The sequence below is a fragment of the Erwinia piriflorinigrans CFBP 5888 genome (genome assembly GCF_001050515.1).
Classification (GTDB): domain Bacteria; phylum Pseudomonadota; class Gammaproteobacteria; order Enterobacterales; family Enterobacteriaceae; genus Erwinia; species Erwinia piriflorinigrans.
Window position 1 is genome coordinate 187,159 of the sequence record NZ_CAHS01000006.1, and the last position, 23,158, is coordinate 210,316.

Below are 23,158 nucleotides of genomic sequence, written 5' to 3' on the forward strand. Positions count from 1 at the left end.
AGGTGCCTTATGAGCCTGCACAATCTGTCCCAGGCCACTACGACCATCTTGTCCTCACTGCTGATGGATGTGAAAAACGGCAATATCCGCCGTTGCGAATCGCTCGGCATGTCGGTTGAGGAAATCCGTGCTCTCAGCCAGCTCAGCCTTGATGAACTGCATTATCTCAGTCAGTCGCATGTATCGGTGCTCGACGTCACTATCAACCATGAAAACTTCTGGCTGATGCTCAATCAGGCGCGCATCGAACAGAAACGTATGCTGATGATCGATCGTGCGCTGGAGCTGGGCGGCTCAATGGAACTGATGGAGAAATACTTTGGTATGTCACCGTCTGAGGTCAGTGCGCGTCGGCGACTGATGGGTATTGAAACCCGCCAGGGGCGCACACAGTCGCTCAGTGAGCCGCAGGACACGTCGCTGTGGTCTGAATGGAAAACGGCCGGCTTGTCGTCACCGGATTCGCACCAGGCGCTGGAGGTGATGATGCTGGCGGCCGAACAGTACAGCCTGTCACTGACCGCCGTCTGGACACGGGTTTGCCAGTGGTGCCGCGAAGCGAAGGCTGGCCGTAAGGCCGATACCAGCGTACGTAAGGAGACATGATGAAGCTGTGCGATTTCAGTAAGCGTCAGCAGGTTTCTCCTGCGGTGCGCCGCCGTGCGCTGCGGCTGTTTAACGCAGCCCATGGCGGTAAGAAAGTGTTTCGCCGCCTGGCTATGAACGGCTATCTGAAGATGGATGTCGGCCCGTACTGGCGCATTCTTAGCAAAGATGGCGGGCGTCACTGGTGGCTGATGGATCATGAGACGTATAACCGTGAAATTCGCAGGTAGCGAGCAGCAATTGGCTGACGGAGTGCGATGCCGGGTCATGCCCGGCATTGTGCTGTGTCAGGTGAAAGAGAGGAAAAAGGGATGACCATACCGCCCGACAGTATTGTGGCGCACACGCTGTCCCGCATGCAGCATAATCTTGAACAGCGTTCAAATACCGGCGACGTCAGTCAGGAGCGCAGCGGGCTGCTTTTTATGGGCAATGTGCACGATGCGTTTCCCCGCAGGCTGTTTCTGGATACCCGGCTTTCTCCGCTGGACAAGACGGCCTGGGTGATGATCCGGCTGTATGCGCAGCAGCATGATGGTGCCATCTTCCCGACCTATGACGAACTGCAGGTTCAGCTTGCGTCTGCGCACTCTGATAAAGCCTCGCGGGATACGGTTAGTCGGGTGCTGCTGATGCTTCGTCTGACCGGCTGGATCAGCCTGTGTAAACGTGTACGTGACGATCGTGGACGCGTGCGCGGAAATATCTATGCTCAGCACGACGAACCGCTGGGATTTCGCGATGCGGAAACCTTTGACCCTGGCTGGCTTGAGCTGGTAGAGACCAGCTGCATGAGCAAGAACAAATCCATCCGTATGACGGCGCTGGCCGTGCTTAACGACATTCTTCAGGAGCCGGGTATGCGCCATCGCCATTCCCGGCTGGCGCTTATTGAAAGCCGACTGAGTGCGTCGTCCGACTCTGCTGAAATGGCGCGTCAGCGGGAGAGCAGGGCACAGAGTCTGGAAAACGGACTCGGTAAAAAAAGTATCAATAATAGCTCTGCTGCACTCAGTCCGATAAAAAGACTCGGTTCATCTCTGAAGGATAAACAGGCGGGGAAGAAATCACAAAAAATAGCTAAATCAGCAAGTTACGCCGGAGTCCGAAATCCGGACGGTAACGTACGTAGTTTCACACTCAGTGTGAATAAAAAAACGTACGTACCGGGCGCGAACCGTTCGTTACTGCCGGACGACTTCCTCAATGGCCTGAACAGCGAGGATCGGCAAATGCTGCTGAACCAGATGGCTTCTCTGCCTGACAGCGTGGCCACCGCGCTGACCGGCATGCTCCGCGAACAGCTAACCCGCCGTAAGCTGGCCAACCCGGTGGGCTGGATGTTTGCCATGCTGCGCCGGGCGCGCAACGGTGAGCTGAACCTGCCAGAAATTGCGCCCGATGAGGCGTCAAAACGAACAGGGGTACCTGCTGCTGCAACGCCCGAAGCCCACCGGGCATCTGCGTCAGCCTCTCCCGCTGTAACGCTGCCAGCCAACAAGGCCTCGCAGGAGCAGGTCAGGGCGGTGATTGCTGCCATTCGCAAGCAGACTCTTTAGCTATATGAAAAGTGAACAGTATTGCGTTGTGCGCTATTGGTTAAAAAATCGTCTTGCTGCGGGGCGCAGCAAGGTCAAAAAATAAGCAGGTGAAATTTCCCTGTGCAGATAATGAGTTTCGTATTGTTGCTAACCCTGCTGTTTCAGGACTATGCCCCCTCGTCTTAACTGAATACAGGTGACAACGATGGCAGAGCAAAGTGAAAAAAGGACCGGTTCACTCCAGTCTGAAATGACGATCGCGCTACATACAAACTACGCGATTGGACTGTGGCAGGGGCGACGCCCTGAGAAGCAGGAGCAGGAAGGTGATAAATCCGCCAGGCACGGCATTATCGGGATGCCGCAGTTCTTTCAGCGTGCCACGCTCATTAACCAGGATTCATTAAAGAACAATCCCTGGGCGGATGAAGCGATGTATAAGCTGGACGAGAAAATCAGAGCCGCGTCAGACGCTATGGCAACGCTTATTCAGCAACTTGATGCTGAGATGTCAATGCTGCCGCAGGGCGTGTCGCTGACGGATGTTGCGTCTGTCGAGCCGCTTGATGTGCAAGTCTTTACGAAAACGCCGCTGGGCTACCGCTGTGTCTTTTTGCTGGTTGGATTCGATCAGTTTGCCAAGAAGGTGTTGCAGGGAGCGCATTACGGTCTGATCACACGTTCCCGCCGCGACAGGTATCTCAGCGAGGGTGGTCGCCTGTTACGCCAGATCTATGGCTTAGTTTTATCTTATCGCCGTATCGATGCGACCCGTTTCGATGCGCTCGAAAACAATGAGATATGGCAAAAGGCCTGTGCAGAAGCTGGCGAGCCTGACCGCGCCGTCCTGCTGGGGGAAAAGCGTTCCGCTTTCTCACCACCGGTGAATGAGGAGAGCGTAGATCTCCTGCGTCTGCGCTTTCAGGCTGGCTGAGCCGCAAGGGGATGACGATGCGGCTGTTTATTTGTGAAAAACCCTCTCAGGGGCGTGACCTTGCGGCGGTTCTGGGGGCAACACAACGCGGCGATGGTTTTCTTACCGGAAGTGGCATCACCGTTACCTGGGCGGTGGGGCACCTGCTTGAAACCGCTCCGCCTGAGGCTTACGGTCAGCAATACGGCAAGCCCTGGACGCTGGCCGCACTGCCGATTATCCCGTCACCCTGGCAGGTGGTGGTGAAAAAAGAGACGCAGCATCAGTTCAAAATCATTGAGCGTCTGCTGCGTCAGGTCGATGAAGTGATCATCGCCACCGATGCTGACCGCGAGGGTGAGGTGATCGCGCGCGAGCTGCTGGACTACTGCCGCTGGGAGGGGCCGGTGCAGCGCCTGTGGCTCTCATCGCTTGATGAACTCAGCATCCGTGCCGCGCTGCAGAACCTGCGGCCGGGGGCTGAAACGCTGGGGATGTATCATGCTGGTCTGGGCCGTGCGCGTGCGGACTGGCTGACTGGTATGAATCTCTCCCGCCTGTATACCCTGCGGGCGGCTGAAGCCGGTTTTGACGGCGTGGTGTCGGTCGGCCGCGTGCAGAGCCCCACGCTGGCACTGGTTGTCAGGCGCGATCGTGAGATTGCCGCTTTTGTTCCGAAGCCTTACTGGCAGGTGAAGGCGCAGCTCAGCGCCGGTGGGATCACCTTCCCGGCTCAGTGGGTACCGGCGAAGGTGTACACCGATGAGGAAAAGCGCTGCATATACCAGAATATCGCGCAGCAGGTGGTACAAATCTGCCGCCAGTCGGGTGCGGCAACGGTCACCGAATGCGAGACGAAGCGGGAGAAAGCGTCACCACCGCTGGCGTTTTCGCTCGGTACGCTACAGCAGGCCGCCAGCCGACTGTGGGATATGTCGCCGCAGCAGGTGCTGGACACGGCACAAAGCCTGTATGAAAAGCACAAGGCTACCAGTTACCCGCGCACCGACTGTGGTTATCTGCCTGAATCCATGCGTGAGGAGATCCCCGCACTGCTTGACGCTATTGGCCGGACCGATCCGGCGTGTCTTCCGTTGCTTTCACAACTGGATGCCTCTCTTGTCTCACGCATCTGGAACGATAAGAAGATAACTGCCCACCACGGAATTATCCCCACGCGCAATGCGTTTCAGCTGTCCGCGCTCTCCGAGACCGAGCGGCAGGTGTATATGCTTATTCGTCGCAACTATCTGGCGCAGTTTCTCCCCCTGCACGAGTCTGATATTACCCGTCTGGCGTTTGATATTGGTGGTCAGCTGTTTCGTACCACTGGCCGGACCGAGGTGGTTAAGGGCTGGAAAGTGCTGTTCGGGAAGGCTGAAGAAGAGGGCAGCGCCGCTGATGACGAGGCTGTCGTCGCACTGCCGCCGTTGAAAAAGGATGATCGCTGTGGCGTAACGGGGGCAGAGGTGGTGCAGCTGATGACTCGTCCGCCGGCACATTACACCTTCGCAACGCTGATTGGTGCGATGATGAATGCGGCATCGTTTGTCACCGACGTGGCATTGCGCAAGGTGCTGAAGGACAATGCCGGGCTGGGTACCGAGGCTACCCGTGCCGGCATCGTTGAGCAGCTGCTTAACCGTCGGTTTATCGTGCGCAAAAGCAGTAAGCTCCTTGCCACCGACCTGGGCAGCGACGTTATTGATTCTCTGCCGCCCCAGCTGACTGAGCCGGGGATGACGGCGCTGTGGGAGCAGGCGCTGGATGAAGTGGCCGCCGGGCGCATGAGCCTCAGTGATTTTCTGCAACGCCAGACCGGCTGGACGCGTAATCTTGTCAGCCAGGGCGCGCAGCAGCAGGTCAGTATCCGTATTCCACCTACGCCACCCTGTCCGCTATGCGGCGGTAAAACGCGTCTGCGTAAGGGGCAAAAAGGCGATTTCTGGAGCTGCCAGCGCTATCCGGACTGTAAAGGCGTCATCAATATCGTTAGCGGTAAGCGTAAGAGCCCGCGTAAGGCTAAGTCACCAAAACCTAACAAGAATTAATCCGCCGTCTCTCATTGCGGGCGGTTGTGGCCTTTGCTATTGTTACCCCGGCTCTGAAGCCACACCCCGTGACTGCGGGTTCCGTCAGCATCTAATGCATGTGCTGCCGGAATACAGTCTGGCCAACCCCGTCCACACCTGAACGGGAGTCGGTAAGGCACGAAAACTCCGTGAAACCCGTGCCGGGCCCTTTCAGCCAGCGGAGCGACTGCGTTAAGCAGCTAAACATCAGGTCGATGGTGTAGACCTCAGAAGGCGGTGCCGTAGGGTGCCGCTTTTTTTATTTTTCCGGGTTGATAATTTATGGTGCGCAGCGGCGTTGACATCCGCTTCGTCTGAATGAATGATGAGCAGGCTTATCGTTGTCATCACGACAACTGCCAATGTTCCGGTGATTTGAGAGGAACGCCTTCGGGTAATCATATGCCAATGCCATCACAACCTGAGAGATGGCGCTTTAGAGCGATTCAAACCTGTTTAACCTTTGCAAACAGGGACCTGATGACCAGGTTAAGGTTCACTTCACTTATACAGCCTGTCGGCATTTCACTGCTGACTCCCTGCGGGAAACTCTCTCCCGCATGGGACCGATGTTTCTCCGCACCCTGTTTATTGTTACTCCGGAGAAAACATCATGACTGCAAACGCGAATCCTACCCCTGCTTCAAACGGCTCTGCTTCTGGCTCTCAGAAAAAAGAGTATTTCAACCTTAACGTCAATGGTATCGGCTATCTCAGTTCGATCCGCCGCGTTCAGGGCCCTAACGGCGAATTTACCTGCGCCGTTATCAATGCTCTGACCGGCCCGACAGATAACGCGTCCTATACCCGTTTTGACGTCACCATTGCTGGCGCTGATACGACAAAGCTTATCAACCGCTGCCAAAAGGCGGTCGACGAAGAGGAAAAAGTCCTGCTCGGCTTTGTTCTCAGTGGACTTAAAGCCGATGTATTCACCCTTCAGTCGGGTGAACATGCCGGGGAATCCCGTCCTTCTCTGAAGGCCCGCCTTATCAAGGTGGACTTTATCAAGAAAGGGCAGGAGGTGGTCTACACCGCGCCGAATGCGTCCAACACACCAGATCAGGGTTCAGCTTCTCAGGCTGAATATGACCCTAACTCGTTTTAACCCGAATTTTTCAACCAATTATTCAACCTTCTGTCTGTCGGTAAATCTTCCGTATGGGGGATTTACTCTTGCTCTCACAATGAGGCAATGGACGCAGCGTGAATGGGTACAGGAGATAACATCATGGCAAGTCGTGGAATTAACAAAGTTACTCTCGTTGGCCATCTGGGCCAGGATCCTGAAGTACGTTCCATGCCAAACGGTAATGCGGTGGCTGGGTTAAACCTGGCTACTTCAGAAACCTGGCGTGATAAACAAAGCGGTGAAACTCGTGAAAAAACCGAATGGCACCGTGTGGTGCTGTTTGGCAAGCTGGCAGAAGTGGCCGCTGAATACCTCCGCAAGGGGGCTCAGGTCTACATCGAAGGTCAGATGCGCACACGCAAATGGACGGACAACAACGGTACTGACCGCTGGACGACGGAAACGGTGGTGGGCGTTAACGGCACGATGCAGATGCTGGGCGGACGCAACGGCAGCGACACGGGCGGAAACAACGCTCAGCAGGGTGGCCGGGGGCAGCCTCAACAACCCCAACCATCTCAGCAGCCCCAGTCTGCGCCAGCGAATCCGGCGAATCAGCCACCGATGGACTTCGACGATGACATACCTTTTTAGGATTTACTTTTAAAAAATACCCTCCAATGCGCCAGTTTGACTGGCGCTTTTTTATGCAAGATAATCGTGTCAGAAGCGAGGTGCCTCATTAATGCCGGTTATACTCAGACTTAACGGATTTAAGTTTTTCTTTTACTCGAATGAGGGCAACCCTCGTGAGCCAGCCCATATTCATGTCCGCAGCGCCGAAGGTGAAGCAAAGTTCTGGACAGACGATGGGGTAAAGCTGGGCAGAAATGATGGCTTTAATGCCCGTACGCTCAGGGAGTTAACAAAAATGGTTGAACAGAACCAAACGCTGTTTGTGGAGGCCTGGAATGACTATTTCAGCTAAGAATGTACGCTTTGATCAAACCACCATGTGGGTCGAATTGAGCGATGGTCGGGTGATGGGCGTTCCTCTGGCCTGGTTCCCGCGACTACTTAATGCTTCTGTAAAGGAGCGCAGCGATTATGAACTTAGTCAACGCGGTATCCACTGGGATGCGCTGGATGAGGATATCTCTGTGGACGGCCTGTTGGCGGGGCGCGGTGATGTGACCCATATTCCGCATCACGTCGCGTAACGGCGATAAACTGTTCTGACTAAGCGCCGAATGACCGGCGCTTTTATTTCGCCTGAATGTAGTGAATTTTCCAACGCATGCCCTGTACGCCTGACCGCCTTTTTTCTTCAATCCCAAGACATAGTTTCATATTGTTCGCATTTTCTTCGCCGCCAGAATAGCACCCCTGACTAATACTATTTCTGGGGTAAATCCTGATGGCAGTACCTTCCAGACGAGCGACAAACTGTGTCGGTCTGCTTGCCTGCTCCGTTATGCTTGCCGGTTGTACAAACACGTCCTCCACAGCGACGCCTTACCAGCCGGGGCGCTATCAGCAGCCCGCACGATTTGATGATATCTACCGCAATCGCTCGCCGGAGGTGGTGCGCTACGATCGCTATACCCTCGTCAGTACGCGCCCCGCCGATGCGCAACGCGATCCGCTTAATCAGATAGTTGATATCACCATGCCGGCGCAACTGGTTAACACGGTAGGGGAAGGGTATCGCTACCTGCTGCTGGAGTCAGGCTATTCACTGTGCTCGGCCACCTCTTCCGCATTTTCAGAACTTCTTAACCGCCCGCTGCCTGCCGTGCAGCGTACTATCGGGCCGGTTAAACTCAGCGAGGCGTTGCAGATAGTTGCCGGTCCTGCCTGGCGGCTGCGGGTAGATGAGGTGAATCGCGAGGTTTGTTTTGAGCTGCGCGACCAGTACCGCAGCTTTGCCGCATCTGCTGTTATGGCCTCCGCGCCCGTTAAGCAAGGCTCGGTATCTCTTCGTACAAATCCTTCCTCCGTCTCTCAGCCTGTCTCAACCTCCGTTCCCGTGGCACAAACGACGGCGCGTAATCCCTTTACCGCTGAAGTCGCGCCTACAGCCTCAACCCCGACACAGCAGAAAACCGCGCTGACGCCGCAAAGTCTGCCCGTTCCGTCACCGGTGATTTATGCCAGTAAGCCAACGCCTTTAACCCCGGACAAGACAATCAGTACGACGAATAGTGCAGCAGGCGCGGTTAAAACCCCGGGCACCAAGCAGGCTGCGGTATATGCGGCTGCCGGATCTGATATCGCCCGCCCGGCAACCCCTGTCACTACCTTGGCAGCTGACAATCGCATCACGCCGACCGGCACAGCGGTTACCGCATTATCAGTCGGGCAGAGTTGGCGCGCCGAGCCGGGATCTACCCTGAAAGAAACCCTGAACAATTGGGCGTCAAAGGCCAGCTGTGCGCATGGCGGTAGCTGGGTGGTGGTCTGGCCGGTAGCGCTGGACTACCGCATCGATGCACCGCTGGTTTTCCAAGGTAATTTTGAATCGGTGCTTGTTCAGGTCTTCGGGCTGTATCGCCAGGCTGAAAAACCGCTGTTTGCCGAAGCTAACCGCATCCAGTGCCTGCTTTCCGTCAGCGACACGCCAGCGGGCGGAGGGCGCTGAGATGGGATTTGCCCTACCGATAGTCGCTCTTTGCCTGTTTATCGCGCTGATGGCCAGCGATGCGCAGCAGCGGTCGGCTGAACACACGCGTACGTCATTGCAGCAAACCCTGCCGGGTCAGCTGGCCGCTGACATGTTGCGCACTGCTGATGCGGTCAATAACTGGCGACATAGCCGAACTCCGCCAGACGGGCCGGTGACGCCGGCACAAACCGGCATGGTGCCGATGCCCGACGGTCGGATTAACAGCGTCATTCATAGCGGGCGTCTCTGGGTCTGGGTGCCAGCCACCGACGGCGTATTTGCCGCGCTGCGTAAGCAGTCGGTGACTTCAGCGCTGGCGCTAACGGTCAGCGGCGGTCGTCTGAAAATGGCCGATGGCACCGACATGAATCTCGCCCTTCCGTCCGGCATGGCGGAAGGCAGCATTGTTTACCTTAATTGAGGAGTAGCGGATGCCACGTATACCTTTCTGTCTGACCGTGCTGGCCGCCGCCGCAGTGCTGTCGTCATGCTCGCTGAAAGAGATCGGTAAAATGGATAAGGAAGCGACAGCTCAGGCCGATATCGCTCAGCGCATTCTGCAAAGCCGTCAGGCGATCACGCAGCCCACCGTGGTGTGGTCAGATAAGCCCTGGGTGAACCTGAAGCCGGTAGCACCGGTGGTATCGACGCCCGATGATAAAAGCCTGCCGTCCTGTCAGGTGACGATTAATCGCCCTGATGGCATTTCTCTGCCGGAGCTGGGGCAGCGTATTACCGCACTCTGCGGCATTCGCGTATCGCTTACCCCGGATGCCGTTGCCGCACTCGGCCGCGTATCAACCGGTGGCGCGGTGACGTCGCAGATGAATGGTCAACTGCCGTCACCGGACGATAACGGTCGCGTACCGCTGGCGCAGATGACACAGTTATCATCTCAGTCTCAGACGGTCTCACCGCAGGTGGAACCCGCCCTTATTCGGGGCCTGAAATATCAGGGCGATCTTCGCGGGCTGCTGGATATGGCTGCCAGCGGCCTCGGTCTTTCCTGGCGATCGGAGGCGGGCGTGGTCTATTTCTATCAGCAGGATACCCGCACCTTCCAGCTCGTCATCCTGAATACCAGGGTTAACAGCAGTGCTTCGATCTCCTCCGGCACGGGCAATCAGCTCGGCAGCAGCGGCGGCACTACGGGCGGGGCGACGGGTGATATCAGCTCGAATCAGAAAACAGATTACGGCATGAACAGTGACCTGTATGACGATATACGTAAGACCATCGAACAGATGGTGACCCCAAAGTCCGGTCGTTTCTGGCTTTCAGCAGCCACCGGCACGCTGAGTGTGACGGACTCACCGGACGTACTGGAGCGTATTGGTCGCTATATTGAGTATCAGAACAAGGTACTGAGCCGGCAGGTTCAGCTCAATATCCAGATTGTCAGCGTCAGCCAGTCGCGTAACGAGCAGCTGGGACTGGACTGGGGGCTGATCTACCGGTCGCTCAATAATTACGGCGCAAGTCTGACCGGTTCGATGGCGAGCGCATCTTCGTCTGCGGCAAGCGCCGGTATTTCGATTCTGGATACCGCCACGGGCAACGCCGCGAAATTTTCTGGCTCCAGCATGTTGATTAAGGCGTTGTCTGAACAGGGCAATGTCAGCATGGCGCTGAACCAGACCGACCCGACCGCCAATCTGATCCCGGTCGCCTACCAGCTTTCTAATCAGAAAGGCATCCTTTCCAGCTCCAGCTCTACCGCCACAGCAAACGTGGGCGTCACCTCCACCATGACCACCACCACCATCACCACGGGGCTGTTTATGACCATGCTGCCGTTTATTCAGGAAAACGGTGACGTGCAGTTGCAGTTTGCCTTCAGCTATACCAGTCCTCCGCAGATTGAAAAGTTTATCAGTGCTGACGGGAATACCCGTAACGATCTGCCAACCACGTCGACCGAAGGGTTGACCCGCAAGGTCAATCTGCGTTCCGGCCAGACGCTGGTACTGACCGGCTCTGAGCAGCAGAACGTATCCACGGATAAGCAGGGCACATTCACGCCGGGCAACTTTATCATGGGCGGTGGTCAGGCTGGCACGCGCGGCCGCACCACGCTGGTCATCATGATTACGCCCGTATTGTTGAGGTAACGATGGCACGGATCAATAAGAAGTCTGTCTTACGCCCCGGCGTTAAGATCGCTCACCGTCGGCGCGACTGGCTTGCCGGGCTGCGCTGGGAGCATCAGCCCGGCAAGCTGGAATTTTCTCTGCGCAGCGCAAAGGTGCCGGATACCCATCACATCAGGGTCGGACGTCGCCCGAAATTTATCACCGGCTATGCCTCGCCCGGCCGCGTGCGGCGCGGCGTATATGCGCTCGCCGTCGCTTTTCAGCTCGCGGAGGGCGGTAATGCCTGGGGAATTTACCGCCTGAATCGCCAGGAAAACCTGTGGGCGTTTTTTGCCACAGGTGGCGGACAGCTGTCCGTGATGGGCGATGTGACCGGTTCGCGGGCGGAAGCCGAGGCGGCGGCGCAAAACTTCCTGCGCTTCAATGATACTGATGCATCTGGCATGCGCTGCTGTGCAACGGCGGATGAAGAGAAGAGTGTCACGCACCTGGTGGATGTACTGACGCGCACGCAGCTGAAGCGTTGCCGCCTGCACAAACGGCTGACGCCAGCCGCCGCGCTTCTGCCAGTGACACTTATGACTACCGCACTGGTAGCCGGTATTTACTGGCAGGATGCCGTGCAGGAAAAAGCCCGTCAGGCCGCCGCACAGGCTGCGTTTCGCGCCAGTCAGGCGATGGCACCGCAGAAACCGGCAGCGCCCGCGCCTGCTGCGCATCCCTGGGCGAGTCAGCCGCCGGTCCCGGTACTGCTCGACAACTGCTGGCTGACCCGTGAACCGCTTGATGTTTCGGTTGCCGGCTGGCGGTTCACCGACGGTGAGTGCGTGTCGGAGGGCCTTCGCCTGCGCTATGTGGCCACGCCTGGCTCGACGGTGGAGGACTTTTCCCGCCGCGCACGCGAACTGCTGGGATATGCGGCCATATTCAACCTGCAAGAGGGGGGCAAAAACGGCGACGTGTTTATTCCTTTTCCACGCCCGTCTACGGTGAGCTTCACCGATGAATCCGTACCCGGCGCGGACACCCAGCTGATGCGTTTTATTTCTCACCTTCAGCGCCGCAACCTCGACGTCAAGTTCACCGAATTGAAACCGCCCGCCGTTGCGCCGGGAGAGGTTCAGGCCACGCCGCTTCAGGACTGGCGTGAATTTACCTTCTCCATCAGCTCGCGCCTGCAGCCTGAGCGGTTGCTACAGGATTTTGATGCCACAGGGCTGCGTCTGACCAGCGTAGCGCTCACCATGAGTCCGCAGGGTCAGTTTGATTACACCATTAAGGGGAGCATTTATGCGCAGAATTAACCCAGCCGGGATCTGCCTGTTTCTGTGCATTTTGCCCGGTGGGCCGTTGCTGGCCGCTGGCACCAGCGACAACCTGTCACCGCACGTCACCATCGGCGAGCTCGAAGCCGCGCAGGCGCGCAACCTGATCCTCGAGCAGAAAGTCCAGACTGCTCGTCTGAAGCAGCAGCTGCGCGAAAGCGAATCATCTCAGAGCGCCGGGCAGAATTATCTGGCCGCAGCCCAGCAGCCTGCGACTCCGACGATTACCCAGCCTTCCGCCTCGCGTCAGCCGGATAACGTTGCCAGCGACAGGCAGCGTGACGGCGTGCGTCTGCAGGAGATTTATGGTCGCGGTACGCAGCTGCGCGCCAGGATCCTGCTACCAAACGGTGGCGTGACCGAGGTGGTTAAGGGCGATGTGATCCCCGGTACGTCAAAACGCGTTATCGGGGTGACGGCCACGGTCGTGCGCCTCAGTGATAACACCGAGCTCTCTTTCTGAGGTGATGATGACTCCCGATCCCGATAAAGACATCATGGATTTTGTGTTTGCCGAGCAGCACCCGACGCAGGGCATGACGCTGCATATTGATAACAACCGTCGACAGGACCCGCGTATCCAGCGGTGGGTGATGGATATCGTCCGTGTACACCCCACAGCCAGAAGCGAATTCGTTACGCTTAGTGAGCTGAACCGCAGACGGGAGCTGGCAGAGCGCCAGGGCTACGATCTGAGTCAGGGTATCAGCGAGACGGATTTAAAAAGCCGCGATGTCAGTATCTCGCAGGAGAAACTGCTGAGTTATTTCCGTCTGGGCGAACAGCTGGGTGCGTCAGATATTCATATGGAAATCAGTGAAGATCGCAAGCTCACCATTATTCAGCTGCGTATCCACGGTGAGCTGGAGGTGGTGGACGAGCTGAAGCATACCGAGGGTATGACGCTGGCTTCGACCGGTTATATCTCAATGTGCGATGTGCATGAGCAGTCATTTTTCGCCGGGCGCGAGCAGTCTGGGCGCATTGATGCCAAATTTGCCCGTCAGGCTGGTCTGTTTGGTGCCCGCTACGAGCACCGGCCAACGCCGGATGGCCTGATTGTGGTTATGCGTCTTATTCCTGACGATGGCGATCATGTTCCCACGCTGGAGCAGCTCGGCTTCCTGCCGGAGCAGATACGCCACATCCAGCAAATACTGCGTCTGCCCGAGGGGATGGTTATCCTCACCGGGCCTACCGGGTCGGGTAAAAGCACCACTCTGCGCGTATGCAGCCGACTCTGGCTGGATCGCACCGCCGGCAAAAAGCGCCTGCTGACGCTGGAAAATCCGCCCGAAGGGCGCATTGTGGGCGCGATCCAGACCCCGGTAATGCCGGTGGATAATTCGCCTGAAGCGATTAGCCGCGCCTGGACCAACGCCAATGCCTCTGCCCTACGTCTCGATCCGGATGCCATTCTTAACGGCGAGATGCGCGATCTCCACTCCCTGAATGCCGGTATCCACGCCAGTGAAACCGGACATAAGATGATGACCACCCTGCATACCAACAGTGCCATTGGTGCATTGCCGCGTATGGAGAATTTCGGCGTCGACCGTCGGCTGATAGCGGACGCGACTTTGATTACCGGCCTGGTTGGTCAGCGGCTGGTGCCGCTGCTGTGTGAACACTGCCGTATTCCCTGGCCGCTTAAAGCGGCACGGCTGGATGCTGACACCCGTACCCGTCTGGAAAAATACTGCACGCTGGAGGGCGTCTGCCACCCGGAGCAGCTTCGTTTCAGAAACCATGAGGGCTGTGAGCATTGCCGGAAAACGATTCCGCAAACGGGGCGTATCGTCAGTCGTGGCGTCACCGGACGTACCGTGGTGGCCGATGTCATCCGTCCCGACGCAAGGCAGATGCAGCTGTGGTTGTCGCATGGCACCGCAGTGGCCCGACAGTACTGGGTTAATCAGGGTGGCATCACCCGCCGTCAGCACCTCCTGATGCACCTGTCCGCTGGTCGCGTCGATCCACTGGAAGGCGATCTTATCTGTCCGCTGGATGAGGACGAGATAATGCAGTGCGAGGTGCCCAATGGCCTCTGAACCGCGTTTCAGCCCGCAGCGCGATATGTCGCTGCCGGAATGGCTACGCTATCGGGTCGTCAGATCAACCTTTAGCGCGCAGTACCGTCAGCCATTCTATGAAACCCTGCACTTTCTGCTGGAAAACCGTAAGGCGCTCGACGAAGCCCTGCACATGATCGGCAACGTCCATACGGACTTTGGCGCACGCTGGCATCCTTACCATGAGCTGGTGCAGGACTGTCTGGAGGGCGTCAGTGATAACCGCCCGGGGCGCTCCGTGCAGGACGTGCTGGCCGTCTGGGCACCGCGTGAGGAGGCGGCGCTGATCGGTGCCGGGATGGAGACCGGCAATATTCCACGCGCGCTGTTGCAGGCGAACAAGCTGATTGTTGCCCGCCAGCGCATTCTGGGCCAAGTGATTTTCGCCTCGGTATATCCCGCCGTGCTCGGCATTCTTGGCGCGGGGCTGCTTGGCGTCAACAATCTTGTGCTGGTACCGACGATGAGCCGGATATCCGATCCTGCACGCTGGAGCGGTGCGCTTGGCATGATGAACGGGCTGGCACAGTGGACCAGCGCTTGGGGGATCGCCGCCGCTGCGGTGACGGGCGGGCTGACTGTTCTGACGTTCTGGTCGCTGCCACGCTGGCGCGGCAGGCTGCGTCGCTATGCCGATCGCCTGATGCCCTGGTCGGTTTACAAAGACTTGCAGGGCGCGGTGTTCCTGATGAACGTTGGGGCGCTGCTCGGTGCCGGCGTGCCGGAGCTGAAAACCCTGCGCACGTTGCACGGGTTCGCTGCGCCGTGGCTGCAGGAGCGTATCGAGGCGGCGATGGTGTGCATGAGCGAAGGTAACTCTCTGGGGCTGGCGCTGCGCAACAGTGGCTATGACTTCCCCAGCCGTGAGGCCGTCAACTACCTCTCCCTGCTGGATGAGGGCGAAAGAGCGGGAGAGCTTATTAGCAATTATGCCGACCGCTGGCTGGAGCAGGCTCTGAAGCGCGTCGCGCGGCGAGCCAACGTGACCAAACTTATTTCCCTGGTTCTGATTATGACTTTCTTCTTACTCATACTGCAGATGGTGATGCAGATTCAGGACATCAATACTTTTAACGCACACTGAGGAATAACTATGTCAGTTCAAACTGTAGATAAGCGTCAGCAAGACAGGGGCTGGGGCATTCTTGAGCACGGTACCATCGGCATCATTACGCTGATTGTTCTGACCGTGGTCGGAGCCTGGCTCTGGAGCCTGTGGAGTAAGAAATCCGTTGCCGTCGAAACCTCGAATATCCAGACCATCGTTGCCAACGCGCAGATGCTCAAAAGCAATAACGGCTATAACTTTACCAGCGCCAGCACCATGACCGGCACGCTGATCCAGATAGGCGGTGCGCCCAAAGGCATGACTATTCAGGGTACGGCCAGCTCCGGCAGCGCCACCCTGTGGAACGGCTACGGCGGCCAGGTGGTGCTGGCACCGGTTGCCTCCAACGGCTTTAACAACGGTTTTTCCGTCACCGCGCAGAAGGTGCCACAGGCTGATTGTATCGCGATTACCACGCAGTTCGGCTCTGCCGGGGCGTTTAGCGCCATTACCATCAACAGCACCAGCTTTAGCGATGGCGTGGTCAGTGCCGAAAGCGCCGGTAAGGCCTGCTCGTCTGACAGCGGTATGACCGGCAATAACACGCTGGTCTTCACCCACAACGGCTGATGTTATGTCGCGCCTGGTTATCGTGATGCTGTTTTTTCTGTTCTGCCCCCATGCGGGGGCGTTCTGCTTTGATACGGCGGGCGCGAAATATCATATCGATCCGCTGCTGATAAAGGCCATTGCCAGCGGAGAAAGCGCTCTGCGGGCAGACGCCACCAATATTAACCGCGACAAGAAGACCGGCCGTGCGCTCAGCATGGACTACGGGTTGATGCAGGTGAACTCCATGCATATCCCGCAGCTGATGGTGCTGGGCTATGTCGACAGTGCGCAGGAGCTGCTGACCCGCCCCTGCCTGAACGTGCAGATCGGCACTTGGATTCTGGCGCAGCATTTTCAGGTTTGTGGGATTAGCTGGAACTGCCTCGGTTCATATAACGCCGGTTTTCGCCAGGATCGCCATGAAACGCGTGAGTCTTACGCCAACCGTATCTACGCCATTTATCGTCATCTGCTTCTTACCGAACGGGGGATCGGGCTGTGACGCTGCTGACGCTGAGTATGCCTTGGCCTTTTCTGGTGGTGATATTTCCACTCTGCCTGTTGGCCTTTTTTCTGCTGGCCGCACAGATCCCCACGCTGCTGGCCAGCCTTGATGCTGGTCACCTTTACCATCGCAGTACTGTTGTCCGCGCGGTATGGCTGTATGCCGCCGCGACAACAATTGTTCTGTTAGCGCCGGGACCTGACGCGGTATTAGCGTTTTTTTTCTGCCTGTTTCTGTTTCGTATGGCCATTACCGACAGTCTGACCGGGCTGCTGCCGCGAAAAATGACGCTGGGCTGCCTGTTGGCAGGGCTGGCAGCTTCGTTGACCGGTTCTGAATTTGTCGCTCATTTGTTGGCGGCACTGGCCGCGCTATTACTTTTCGGTGGCTGGCGTTTTGCCGCCGCAAAATGGTCAGGGCGTGAGGTTATCGGGCTGGGCGATGTCTGGCTGGCGGGCGGCGTCTGCGCCTGGCTTGGCTGGCAGCCCGGGCTGAATGCCCTGCTGACCGGCGTGGTGCTGTTTGTTCTGTGGCAGCTATCACTGCGCCGTACTGCAGAGGGCGGCCCGCTCGGGCCCTGGCTGTGCGTGGGGGCGCTGGCCGCCACAATCCTGAAGCTTTATCAGCCTCTTATTACATGGTGACTCTGATGCCTGCATATAAACATACTGACCGTGGCTGGGCGATCCTCAGCACCGGCGTGGCGCTGATTATTCTGCTGCTGGTCAGCAGCTGGGGATATTCGCTGGTGAATGACTGGCTGGCAAAGCGAACCTGGATAAATACCGCCGCGCAGGTCTCGCGCTTCACCCAGGCGGTGAAAAGCTATACGGGACGCTACTACGACATGCTGCTTAGCACTGCCACCGCAACCGCCCCGGTCACGGTAACCCCGGCGATGCTGAAAAACACCGGCTTTCTTGAGCAGGGCTTCAGCGAGACCACATCCGACGGTCAGAGCTACCGCGCGGCCATTGTGCGTAACGCCACCAATACGGACCAGCTACAGGCGCTGGTCTATACCCAGAACGGCGCGGCGCTGCCGTTTCTGGCACTGCGTCAGATATCGATGGATATCACGTCAGGGATGGGCGGCTATATCTGGACCCCAGGCATCGCCACCGGAGCCATGAGCAGCTGGACCGTGCCGCTGACGAGTTTTGGTGCCAGCACCACGCAGGGGCATATTGCGGTGCTGTTGACCAGCGACGAACTGGGCGCAGCGCGTGGCGAGAACGACCGACTGTATCGCTTCTCCGTCACAGGTAAACCAGACCTGAACACCATGCATACCAGCATTGATATGGGGGGCAATAACCTTAACAACACCGGAACCGTCAATGCGGCAAACGGCAATTTTAGTCGCAACGTTGCAGCCGGGGAGAGTGTGACCGCCGGCGGTACGGTCACTGGCCAGGATGTTAACGCCCGTGACGGTATCACTGCCGGCAATGATATTCGCAGCAACAACGGCTGGCTTATTACACGCGATGGCAAGGGCTGGCTGGACGAATCTCACGGCGGCGGTTTTTATATGTCGGATAATGACTGGGTACGGGTGCTCAATAATAAGAGTCTTTATACCGCAGGACAGGTGCGTGGCGGCAACGTGCGGTCAGACGGAAATGTATCTGCCGGGGGGGTGTTACAGCCTGAACAGATAAATTACGCCGGTGCGGGTTGCCCGCAAAACGGTAATATTAGCCGTGATGGTTCAGGATCTGTATTATCCTGTGTCAACGGGATATGGAAAACCACATCAATAACCGAGACGGTAAACGGCTACGGGGATGTTAAATGCAACAATAAGTCCGGTCAGTCGATTGCTTATTGCCCCCAGGGATTTCGCCTGTTGTCTGGGGGGTATGAAATGACGCGCTGGGACATTAATGAAGGGCGTAATTCTCCAGATTCTTCTTCACCGGATCCTTCAATTAATGCATGGCGCGTATCGCCTCCCGGTTCCGCCGGCGGGTGTATGCGCGCGGTTTCCCTGTGCGGTAAATGATATTCAGTGCTTCTGCGTTACGCCACGTCGCCGGGCATGGTTGGAGCTCTTATTAAAGGAGAAGTAAAAATTAACAAGTTAGTAAGTGTTCAGGTACTCAGGGGGCTGGCAGCGCTGGCGGTTATGTTTTTTCATTTCAGATGGAATATCAACCTTGTTTCCCCCAGCGTGGGTGACGCCTTATTTGGCTGGGGGGCGATTGGTGTCGATCTGTTTTTCATCGTCAGTGGTTTTGTATTGGTGCTGTCGGCAAAAAAATTGCAGCCCGGCTGGCCGAGCGTTGTCCATTTTATCAAACACCGCCTGGTGAGAATTCTGCCGGTTTATTATTTTATCCTTGTAGTCTCATTCTTCCTCTGTGGAGCAATGAGTAACTTCCATTATGAGGATAAAGTTATCAATCTAATGAGTGCCTTATTATTCCATCCGGTACTGCCCGAACATGCACCTTTCTATGTTAATGACAGCACATTCTATGGCGTCAGGTGGACGCTTAACTATGAGCTGGCATTTTACGCGCTGATGTCACTGTGCCTGTTTAGTAAATATCGCTGGTACATACTCTTCGCGGCTTTCTGCTGCCTGCAGTACGTGCTGCCGTCACTCTCCGGTCAGCAGCCTTCACTGTCGACACAGGGATATCAGTTCTGGTCGATTTACGTCCAGCTGCTAACAAACCCGCTGATGTTGATGTTTATCCCCGGCGTGCTTTTGGGGTTGGCATATCCTTACCTCAACAGTATACCCACGGCGGTTAAACGACTGATGCTGATTGCGGCGGTGGGTTGTAGTCTCTACTTTATCTTTATCAGTCACCGTACCTGGCACGGTATAGACGGCTCGGGATGGTATCTGGCTTTGCTGCTGATGGCCTGCGTGATAAATGATGATCTGTTTGAGAAATACACGCCTTCATTTTTCATTCTTGCAGGAAATGCCTCTTTCTCTCTTTACCTGATCCACGGTCTGATGAATGACGGTATTGGTAAAAGGTTTGCGAAACTCGGTATTGAAGATGGCATGCCGCGCTTTATTGCGTCCTCGGTATTGTCGATTCTGCTGGCCGTGGTCTCTTACCGTTATCTGGAAAAGAAATTGAGCGGTTCATTCTTAAGAAACAAAAAATCTCATGCCGTTGAAGGCCGACGCACATGGGTCAAAGGTGAGTGATGCCAGAGATACCCAGTATCCGATAGGGTAAACTCCGATTGCTGCAAAGGGTGTCCGTTAATGGGCACCTTTTTTTATCTGCAAATAACCTACCTGAAATCTTCAGCAATGGCTGATGAGTTAATCATCGCCATTTCACCACGCTTTTTGCACCTTATGGCCATTCTGCACTAGCCATAAGGAAGCCAGAGATGTCACTCAGTGATGCCACACAAGACGAGGTTGGCGGGGAGTTGCCTCCAAAGGAGGCCTCGCCCAACGCTTTTCGCCGCGCCCCCTTAAATATCAGACGCATTACCCGTAACGGTGCGGTTGCCCTGCTGGTTGTGGCGCTGACCGGGTCTCTCATCACGACAGGCGTACTGGTCAGTCAGCTGTCTGACCTGACCATTCGCGTCAACACCCTCGATGCTGCCTTTCGCAGCGGTCAGATTGGTCAGCTCACCACTAATGTCACCGCCTTGGAAGCACGCCTTAAAACGCTGGAAACACAGGCTAACGGACTGGCACCACTGCCTGAGGCGGTGCAGTCGAACGCTGCGGCGCTGGCATCCGTAGGCGATCGGCTCTCTCAAATGCGTACATCTGCCGATGACAGCCGCGAGGAGATGGCGCAACTGCTGCAACGGGTCAACGGGCTTGAAAATGACCTGAAGCAGTCCGCAAGGAGATTCGATGAAGTTAGCCGCCAGCTGACGCAGAAGCCCACTGAATCAGAAAAGGCTAAACCGGCACCGGCATTGAAAGCGGCGGTGTCGGCAAAAAAGATTAACCGGTCAGCCAGACGCGTGGTGAGGCTGGCCGCCCCCTTTGTGCTGACCGGCATTGAGCGTCGCGGCGGTCAGACCTTCGCGGTGGTGATCCCACGCGGAATGACGCAGATATCGGCGATGCGCCTGCTTTCCCCAGGCGATGGTATGCAGGGCTGGACGTTGCGTGCGATTGAAAGTGGCGGTACGGCGCTGTTCGAGGTGAACGGCAGCGAGCAACGGCTACAGGTTCAGTAAGAGGAGACAAATTGATGATGAAAAAAACGCTGCTGGCAGGTCTGGTTCTTCTGCCGCTGTGGGCGAAGGCTGCAACGGTACAGCCCCCTGCCAGCCAAAGTAGTATCTCGCCGCTGCAGGAGTCTGCCAGCGTTCAGCAGAATTCACAGCAGCAGGCACAGCAGTGGGGGCTGTCAGACAACGAATGGAGTCGCTATCAGGCGCTGATGAAGGGTGCGCGCGGCATTATGTCGCCTGGCCTCGATCCGCTCACGTCGCTCGGCGTGGAGTCAGACAGCAGCGCAGATCGCCGTCGCCTGGCGGAGCTCTGGGTTAAACACGAATATCAGCGCAGTGAAAAGGAGCTGGCGTTTCAGCGGGAAGTTAATGCAGCCTGGCTGCGTCTCTATCCGGAAACGCTGGCGGTCAATATGGGCAGCAATGCAGCGGGGATTGCGCACGACACCCGGGGGCGTCTGGCGCTGTTTGTCAAAGAAGCGTGCTCACGCTGTGATGCGCGCCTTGCAGCAGTACTCGCCGACAATCGTCCGGTCGATATCTATCTTGTCGGCGGTAGCAGTGATGAGGGCGTGCGGGCATGGGCGGTGCGCCACAATATTCCGGTAGAGAAAGTTCGTAGTCGACAGATAACCCTCAACCACGATCGCGGCCTGTGGCTGCGCTACGGGCAGGGTCAGATGCCGGTGATCCTGCAGCAGGGGGAAAACGGATGGCAGCTCGCCGCATTCTGATGACGATCGCCGCCGGGTTATGGCTTACCAGCACCACCTGCAGCGCGGTGCCTGCCGCTGGCGGCGGTGCGCAGGTTGTCCCGGATGTCTACCGCCAGATCGCCGCCGCAGAACGTGTGCCCGCCGAGTCGCTCTATGCGCTGGCGATGGCGGAAAGCACGCGCAAAACCGCCTGGGGATCGAAGCCGTGGCCCTGGACGATAAACGTGGCGGGCAAGGGCTATCACTACGACACTCGCGAGGAGGCCCTGGCCGCACTGCTGGGGTTTGTGCAACGCTGGCCGCTAAAACGCATTGATGTCGGCGTGGCGCAGGTCAATCTTGGCTGGAACGGCCATCTCTTCCCGTCATTTCGTGATGCTTTTGATCCCTGGTTCAATCTGCGTGCGGCTGCACAAATTCTCCGAGCCTGCTATGACGCCCGTCCGGGCAGCTGGGTCCGGGCTGCGGGCTGCTATCACCACCCGGCAGGCGGTCAGCCCGCCGCAAACTATATGGCCGTGGTGCGTCGCAAGCTCAGCCAGATAGCACAAGCGAATTCAGCCGTTTTCAACGACCAGCCGGTTGCGCTGGCCAGCTCCTCACTCACCTGGATTGAACCACAATGAAAACCACTAAACGCCGCCCCCGGAAGGTACTGCTCTGCGCGGTACTGCTGGCTGGCATCTGTAGTACCGGTAGCGCTCTGTCCCTGACCGTGGTCGGTGACCTCGGCGGTGAGTCAACAGCGCCGCTGTTCGAAGCGATTAATGCGGGTTCCGGAGCCGTACCGACGGATCGCCCATTACCGCAGCAACCCCCTGAGTCTTTATCCATCGCTGACATGCTGCCGGTCAGCACGCCGGAGATGACGCCCGGACAGGTTACAGCCAGACCGTTAAATCTGCCGGGCATGCCGCCGGTATTTGTCGTCGGCGACGACCCCGCCTCGCGTCAGTGGCTGGAAGCCCGCGCTGCCAGTCTGCGGCAAAGCGGTGCCACCGGGATGGTGGTTAACGTGAGCAATGAGGCCAGCCTGAACACGTTGCGCCAGCTTGCACCGGGTCTCAGCCTGGTCCCCGTGCGCGGGGGCGATCTGGCTCGTCGTCTACAGTTGGCGCATTACCCTGTACTTATTACCGCTTCGGGAATGCAGCAGTGATGCCTGCTGATCTTATTGCACAGATGCTGTGGGCGCATCCGTTCCAGGCTGCGGTGCTCGCGATACTTGTGCTGCTGCTGGCGCTTCAGTCATTTGGTCTATTCACGGCGCGGCATCGCAGGCATCGCCGCTATCAGATACAGGCCGCCCGGGCATTGCAACGTCTGCCGCAGCTGCGTGACGATGCGGCGCGCATCGTCTGGCTGAGGAAAATGAATCCCTACGTGTTTGAAGAAATGCTGTTAAGCGCGCTGTCCGCCCAGGGGCACCGGATCAAGCGCAACGCCAGTTACAGCGGCGACGGCGGTGTCGATGGCCAGGTCTGGATTGACGGGCAGCGCTGGCTGATTCAGGCCAAACGCTACGCCGCAACCATCAGCGCGGCGCACGTCAGTGACTTTGGCCTGCTCGTGCGGCGTGAAGGCTGTCGCGGGTTGTTTATTCATACCGGCCGGACCGGCGCTGTCAGCCGTGAAGCATTCAGCCACTACCCGGCTATCACCCTTATCAGCGGTCAGAACCTGCTGATGCTGCTGGCGGGTGACGCCCGCTGGCAGCATTCCCGTAAATAGCCTGG

26 protein-coding genes are annotated in these 23,158 nt (G+C 57.3%); all 26 read left to right on the forward strand.

The window, feature by feature from the left end; translation table 11 throughout:
• Positions 1-9: 9 nt before the first annotated feature.
• Entirely contained in the window at positions 10-606 is a 597-nt protein-coding gene (locus EPIR_RS02765; protein ID WP_023653781.1) for a DUF2857 domain-containing protein, read from the forward strand.
• Positions 606-836: a ParE family toxin-like protein gene (locus tag EPIR_RS02770; RefSeq protein WP_023653782.1), complete on the forward strand. Its 231-nt coding sequence runs from the start codon at positions 606-608 to the stop codon at positions 834-836. The genes EPIR_RS02765 and EPIR_RS02770 overlap by 1 nt, the downstream gene beginning before the upstream one ends.
• Before the next feature lie 81 nt (positions 837-917).
• Positions 918-2,165: an STY4528 family pathogenicity island replication protein gene (locus EPIR_RS02775; protein ID WP_048696740.1), complete on the forward strand. Its 1,248-nt coding sequence runs from the start codon at positions 918-920 to the stop codon at positions 2,163-2,165.
• 187 nt (positions 2,166-2,352) lie between these two features.
• The gene (locus EPIR_RS02780; RefSeq protein WP_023653785.1) at positions 2,353-3,081 is read left to right on the forward strand and encodes a PFL_4669 family integrating conjugative element protein; all 729 of its coding nucleotides are present in this window, start codon (positions 2,353-2,355) and stop codon (positions 3,079-3,081) included.
• 17 nt (positions 3,082-3,098) lie between these two features.
• Positions 3,099-5,111, forward strand: a complete 2,013-nt coding sequence (locus EPIR_RS02785) for a DNA topoisomerase III (RefSeq protein ID WP_023653786.1) — start codon at positions 3,099-3,101, stop codon at positions 5,109-5,111.
• A 634-nt stretch (positions 5,112-5,745) separates the two neighbouring features.
• Entirely contained in the window at positions 5,746-6,240 is a 495-nt protein-coding gene (locus EPIR_RS02790) for an STY4534 family ICE replication protein (protein ID WP_023653787.1), read from the forward strand.
• Between the two features lie 123 nt (positions 6,241-6,363).
• On the forward strand, positions 6,364-6,858 hold the full coding sequence (locus EPIR_RS02795) for a single-stranded DNA-binding protein (protein ID WP_023653788.1): 495 nt from the start codon (positions 6,364-6,366) through the stop codon (positions 6,856-6,858).
• A gap of 91 nt (positions 6,859-6,949) precedes the next feature.
• The gene (locus EPIR_RS02800; RefSeq protein WP_012669272.1) at positions 6,950-7,192 is read left to right on the forward strand and encodes a DUF4160 domain-containing protein; all 243 of its coding nucleotides are present in this window, start codon (positions 6,950-6,952) and stop codon (positions 7,190-7,192) included.
• The gene (locus EPIR_RS02805) at positions 7,176-7,424 is read left to right on the forward strand and encodes a DUF2442 domain-containing protein (RefSeq protein WP_012669271.1); all 249 of its coding nucleotides are present in this window, start codon (positions 7,176-7,178) and stop codon (positions 7,422-7,424) included. The genes EPIR_RS02800 and EPIR_RS02805 overlap by 17 nt, the downstream gene beginning before the upstream one ends.
• 197 nt (positions 7,425-7,621) lie before the next feature.
• Complete coding sequence (gene pilL2, locus EPIR_RS02810) at positions 7,622-8,845, forward strand: PFGI-1 class ICE element type IV pilus protein PilL2 (protein ID WP_023653789.1); 1,224 nt, start codon at positions 7,622-7,624, stop codon at positions 8,843-8,845.
• 1 nt (position 8,846) lies between these two features.
• Positions 8,847-9,290, forward strand: coding sequence for a type IV pilus biogenesis protein PilM (pilM, locus tag EPIR_RS02815; RefSeq protein WP_023653790.1), 444 nt, complete (start codon positions 8,847-8,849; stop codon positions 9,288-9,290).
• 10 nt (positions 9,291-9,300) lie between these two features.
• Positions 9,301-10,980, forward strand: coding sequence for a PilN family type IVB pilus formation outer membrane protein (pilN, locus tag EPIR_RS02820; RefSeq protein ID WP_023653791.1), 1,680 nt, complete (start codon positions 9,301-9,303; stop codon positions 10,978-10,980).
• Between the two features lie 2 nt (positions 10,981-10,982).
• On the forward strand, positions 10,983-12,266 hold the full coding sequence (gene pilO2 / locus EPIR_RS02825; RefSeq protein ID WP_023653792.1) for a type 4b pilus protein PilO2: 1,284 nt from the start codon (positions 10,983-10,985) through the stop codon (positions 12,264-12,266).
• On the forward strand, positions 12,253-12,750 hold the full coding sequence (gene pilP / locus EPIR_RS02830; protein ID WP_023653793.1) for a type IV pilus biogenesis protein PilP: 498 nt from the start codon (positions 12,253-12,255) through the stop codon (positions 12,748-12,750). The genes pilO2 and pilP overlap by 14 nt, the downstream gene beginning before the upstream one ends.
• Positions 12,751-12,757: 7 nt before the next feature.
• Positions 12,758-14,338, forward strand: coding sequence for a GspE/PulE family protein (locus tag EPIR_RS02835; RefSeq protein WP_048696747.1), 1,581 nt, complete (start codon positions 12,758-12,760; stop codon positions 14,336-14,338).
• Positions 14,328-15,443, forward strand: a complete 1,116-nt coding sequence (locus EPIR_RS02840) for a type II secretion system F family protein (RefSeq protein ID WP_023653795.1) — start codon at positions 14,328-14,330, stop codon at positions 15,441-15,443. Before EPIR_RS02835 ends, EPIR_RS02840 begins: the two co-directional genes overlap by 11 nt.
• Positions 15,444-15,452: 9 nt before the next feature.
• Positions 15,453-16,037: a type 4 pilus major pilin gene (locus EPIR_RS02845; RefSeq protein WP_014542442.1), complete on the forward strand. Its 585-nt coding sequence runs from the start codon at positions 15,453-15,455 to the stop codon at positions 16,035-16,037.
• 4 nt (positions 16,038-16,041) lie between these two features.
• Positions 16,042-16,521, forward strand: coding sequence for a lytic transglycosylase domain-containing protein (locus EPIR_RS02850; protein ID WP_023653796.1), 480 nt, complete (start codon positions 16,042-16,044; stop codon positions 16,519-16,521).
• Complete coding sequence (locus EPIR_RS02855; protein WP_023653797.1) at positions 16,518-17,168, forward strand: prepilin peptidase; 651 nt, start codon at positions 16,518-16,520, stop codon at positions 17,166-17,168. The genes EPIR_RS02850 and EPIR_RS02855 overlap by 4 nt, the downstream gene beginning before the upstream one ends.
• Before the next feature lie 5 nt (positions 17,169-17,173).
• On the forward strand, positions 17,174-18,532 hold the full coding sequence (gene pilV / locus EPIR_RS02860; RefSeq protein ID WP_023653798.1) for a shufflon system plasmid conjugative transfer pilus tip adhesin PilV: 1,359 nt from the start codon (positions 17,174-17,176) through the stop codon (positions 18,530-18,532).
• 36 nt (positions 18,533-18,568) lie between these two features.
• Positions 18,569-19,702: an acyltransferase family protein gene (locus EPIR_RS02865; RefSeq protein ID WP_023653799.1), complete on the forward strand. Its 1,134-nt coding sequence runs from the start codon at positions 18,569-18,571 to the stop codon at positions 19,700-19,702.
• Positions 19,703-19,893: 191 nt separating this feature from the next.
• Positions 19,894-20,709, forward strand: a complete 816-nt coding sequence (locus EPIR_RS02870; RefSeq protein WP_023653801.1) for a hypothetical protein — start codon at positions 19,894-19,896, stop codon at positions 20,707-20,709.
• Between the two features lie 17 nt (positions 20,710-20,726).
• Positions 20,727-21,440 carry a TIGR03759 family integrating conjugative element protein gene (locus EPIR_RS02875; RefSeq protein ID WP_048696826.1) on the forward strand — a complete coding sequence of 238 codons (714 nt, stop codon included), beginning with the start codon at positions 20,727-20,729 and terminating at the stop codon, positions 21,438-21,440.
• Positions 21,419-22,048, forward strand: coding sequence for a transglycosylase SLT domain-containing protein (locus tag EPIR_RS02880; RefSeq protein ID WP_023653803.1), 630 nt, complete (start codon positions 21,419-21,421; stop codon positions 22,046-22,048). Before EPIR_RS02875 ends, EPIR_RS02880 begins: the two co-directional genes overlap by 22 nt.
• On the forward strand, positions 22,045-22,581 hold the full coding sequence (locus EPIR_RS02885; RefSeq protein WP_023653804.1) for an integrating conjugative element protein: 537 nt from the start codon (positions 22,045-22,047) through the stop codon (positions 22,579-22,581). Before EPIR_RS02880 ends, EPIR_RS02885 begins: the two co-directional genes overlap by 4 nt.
• Entirely contained in the window at positions 22,581-23,153 is a 573-nt protein-coding gene (locus tag EPIR_RS02890; protein ID WP_023653805.1) for a restriction endonuclease, read from the forward strand. Before EPIR_RS02885 ends, EPIR_RS02890 begins: the two co-directional genes overlap by 1 nt.
• Positions 23,154-23,158 lie beyond the last annotated feature (5 nt).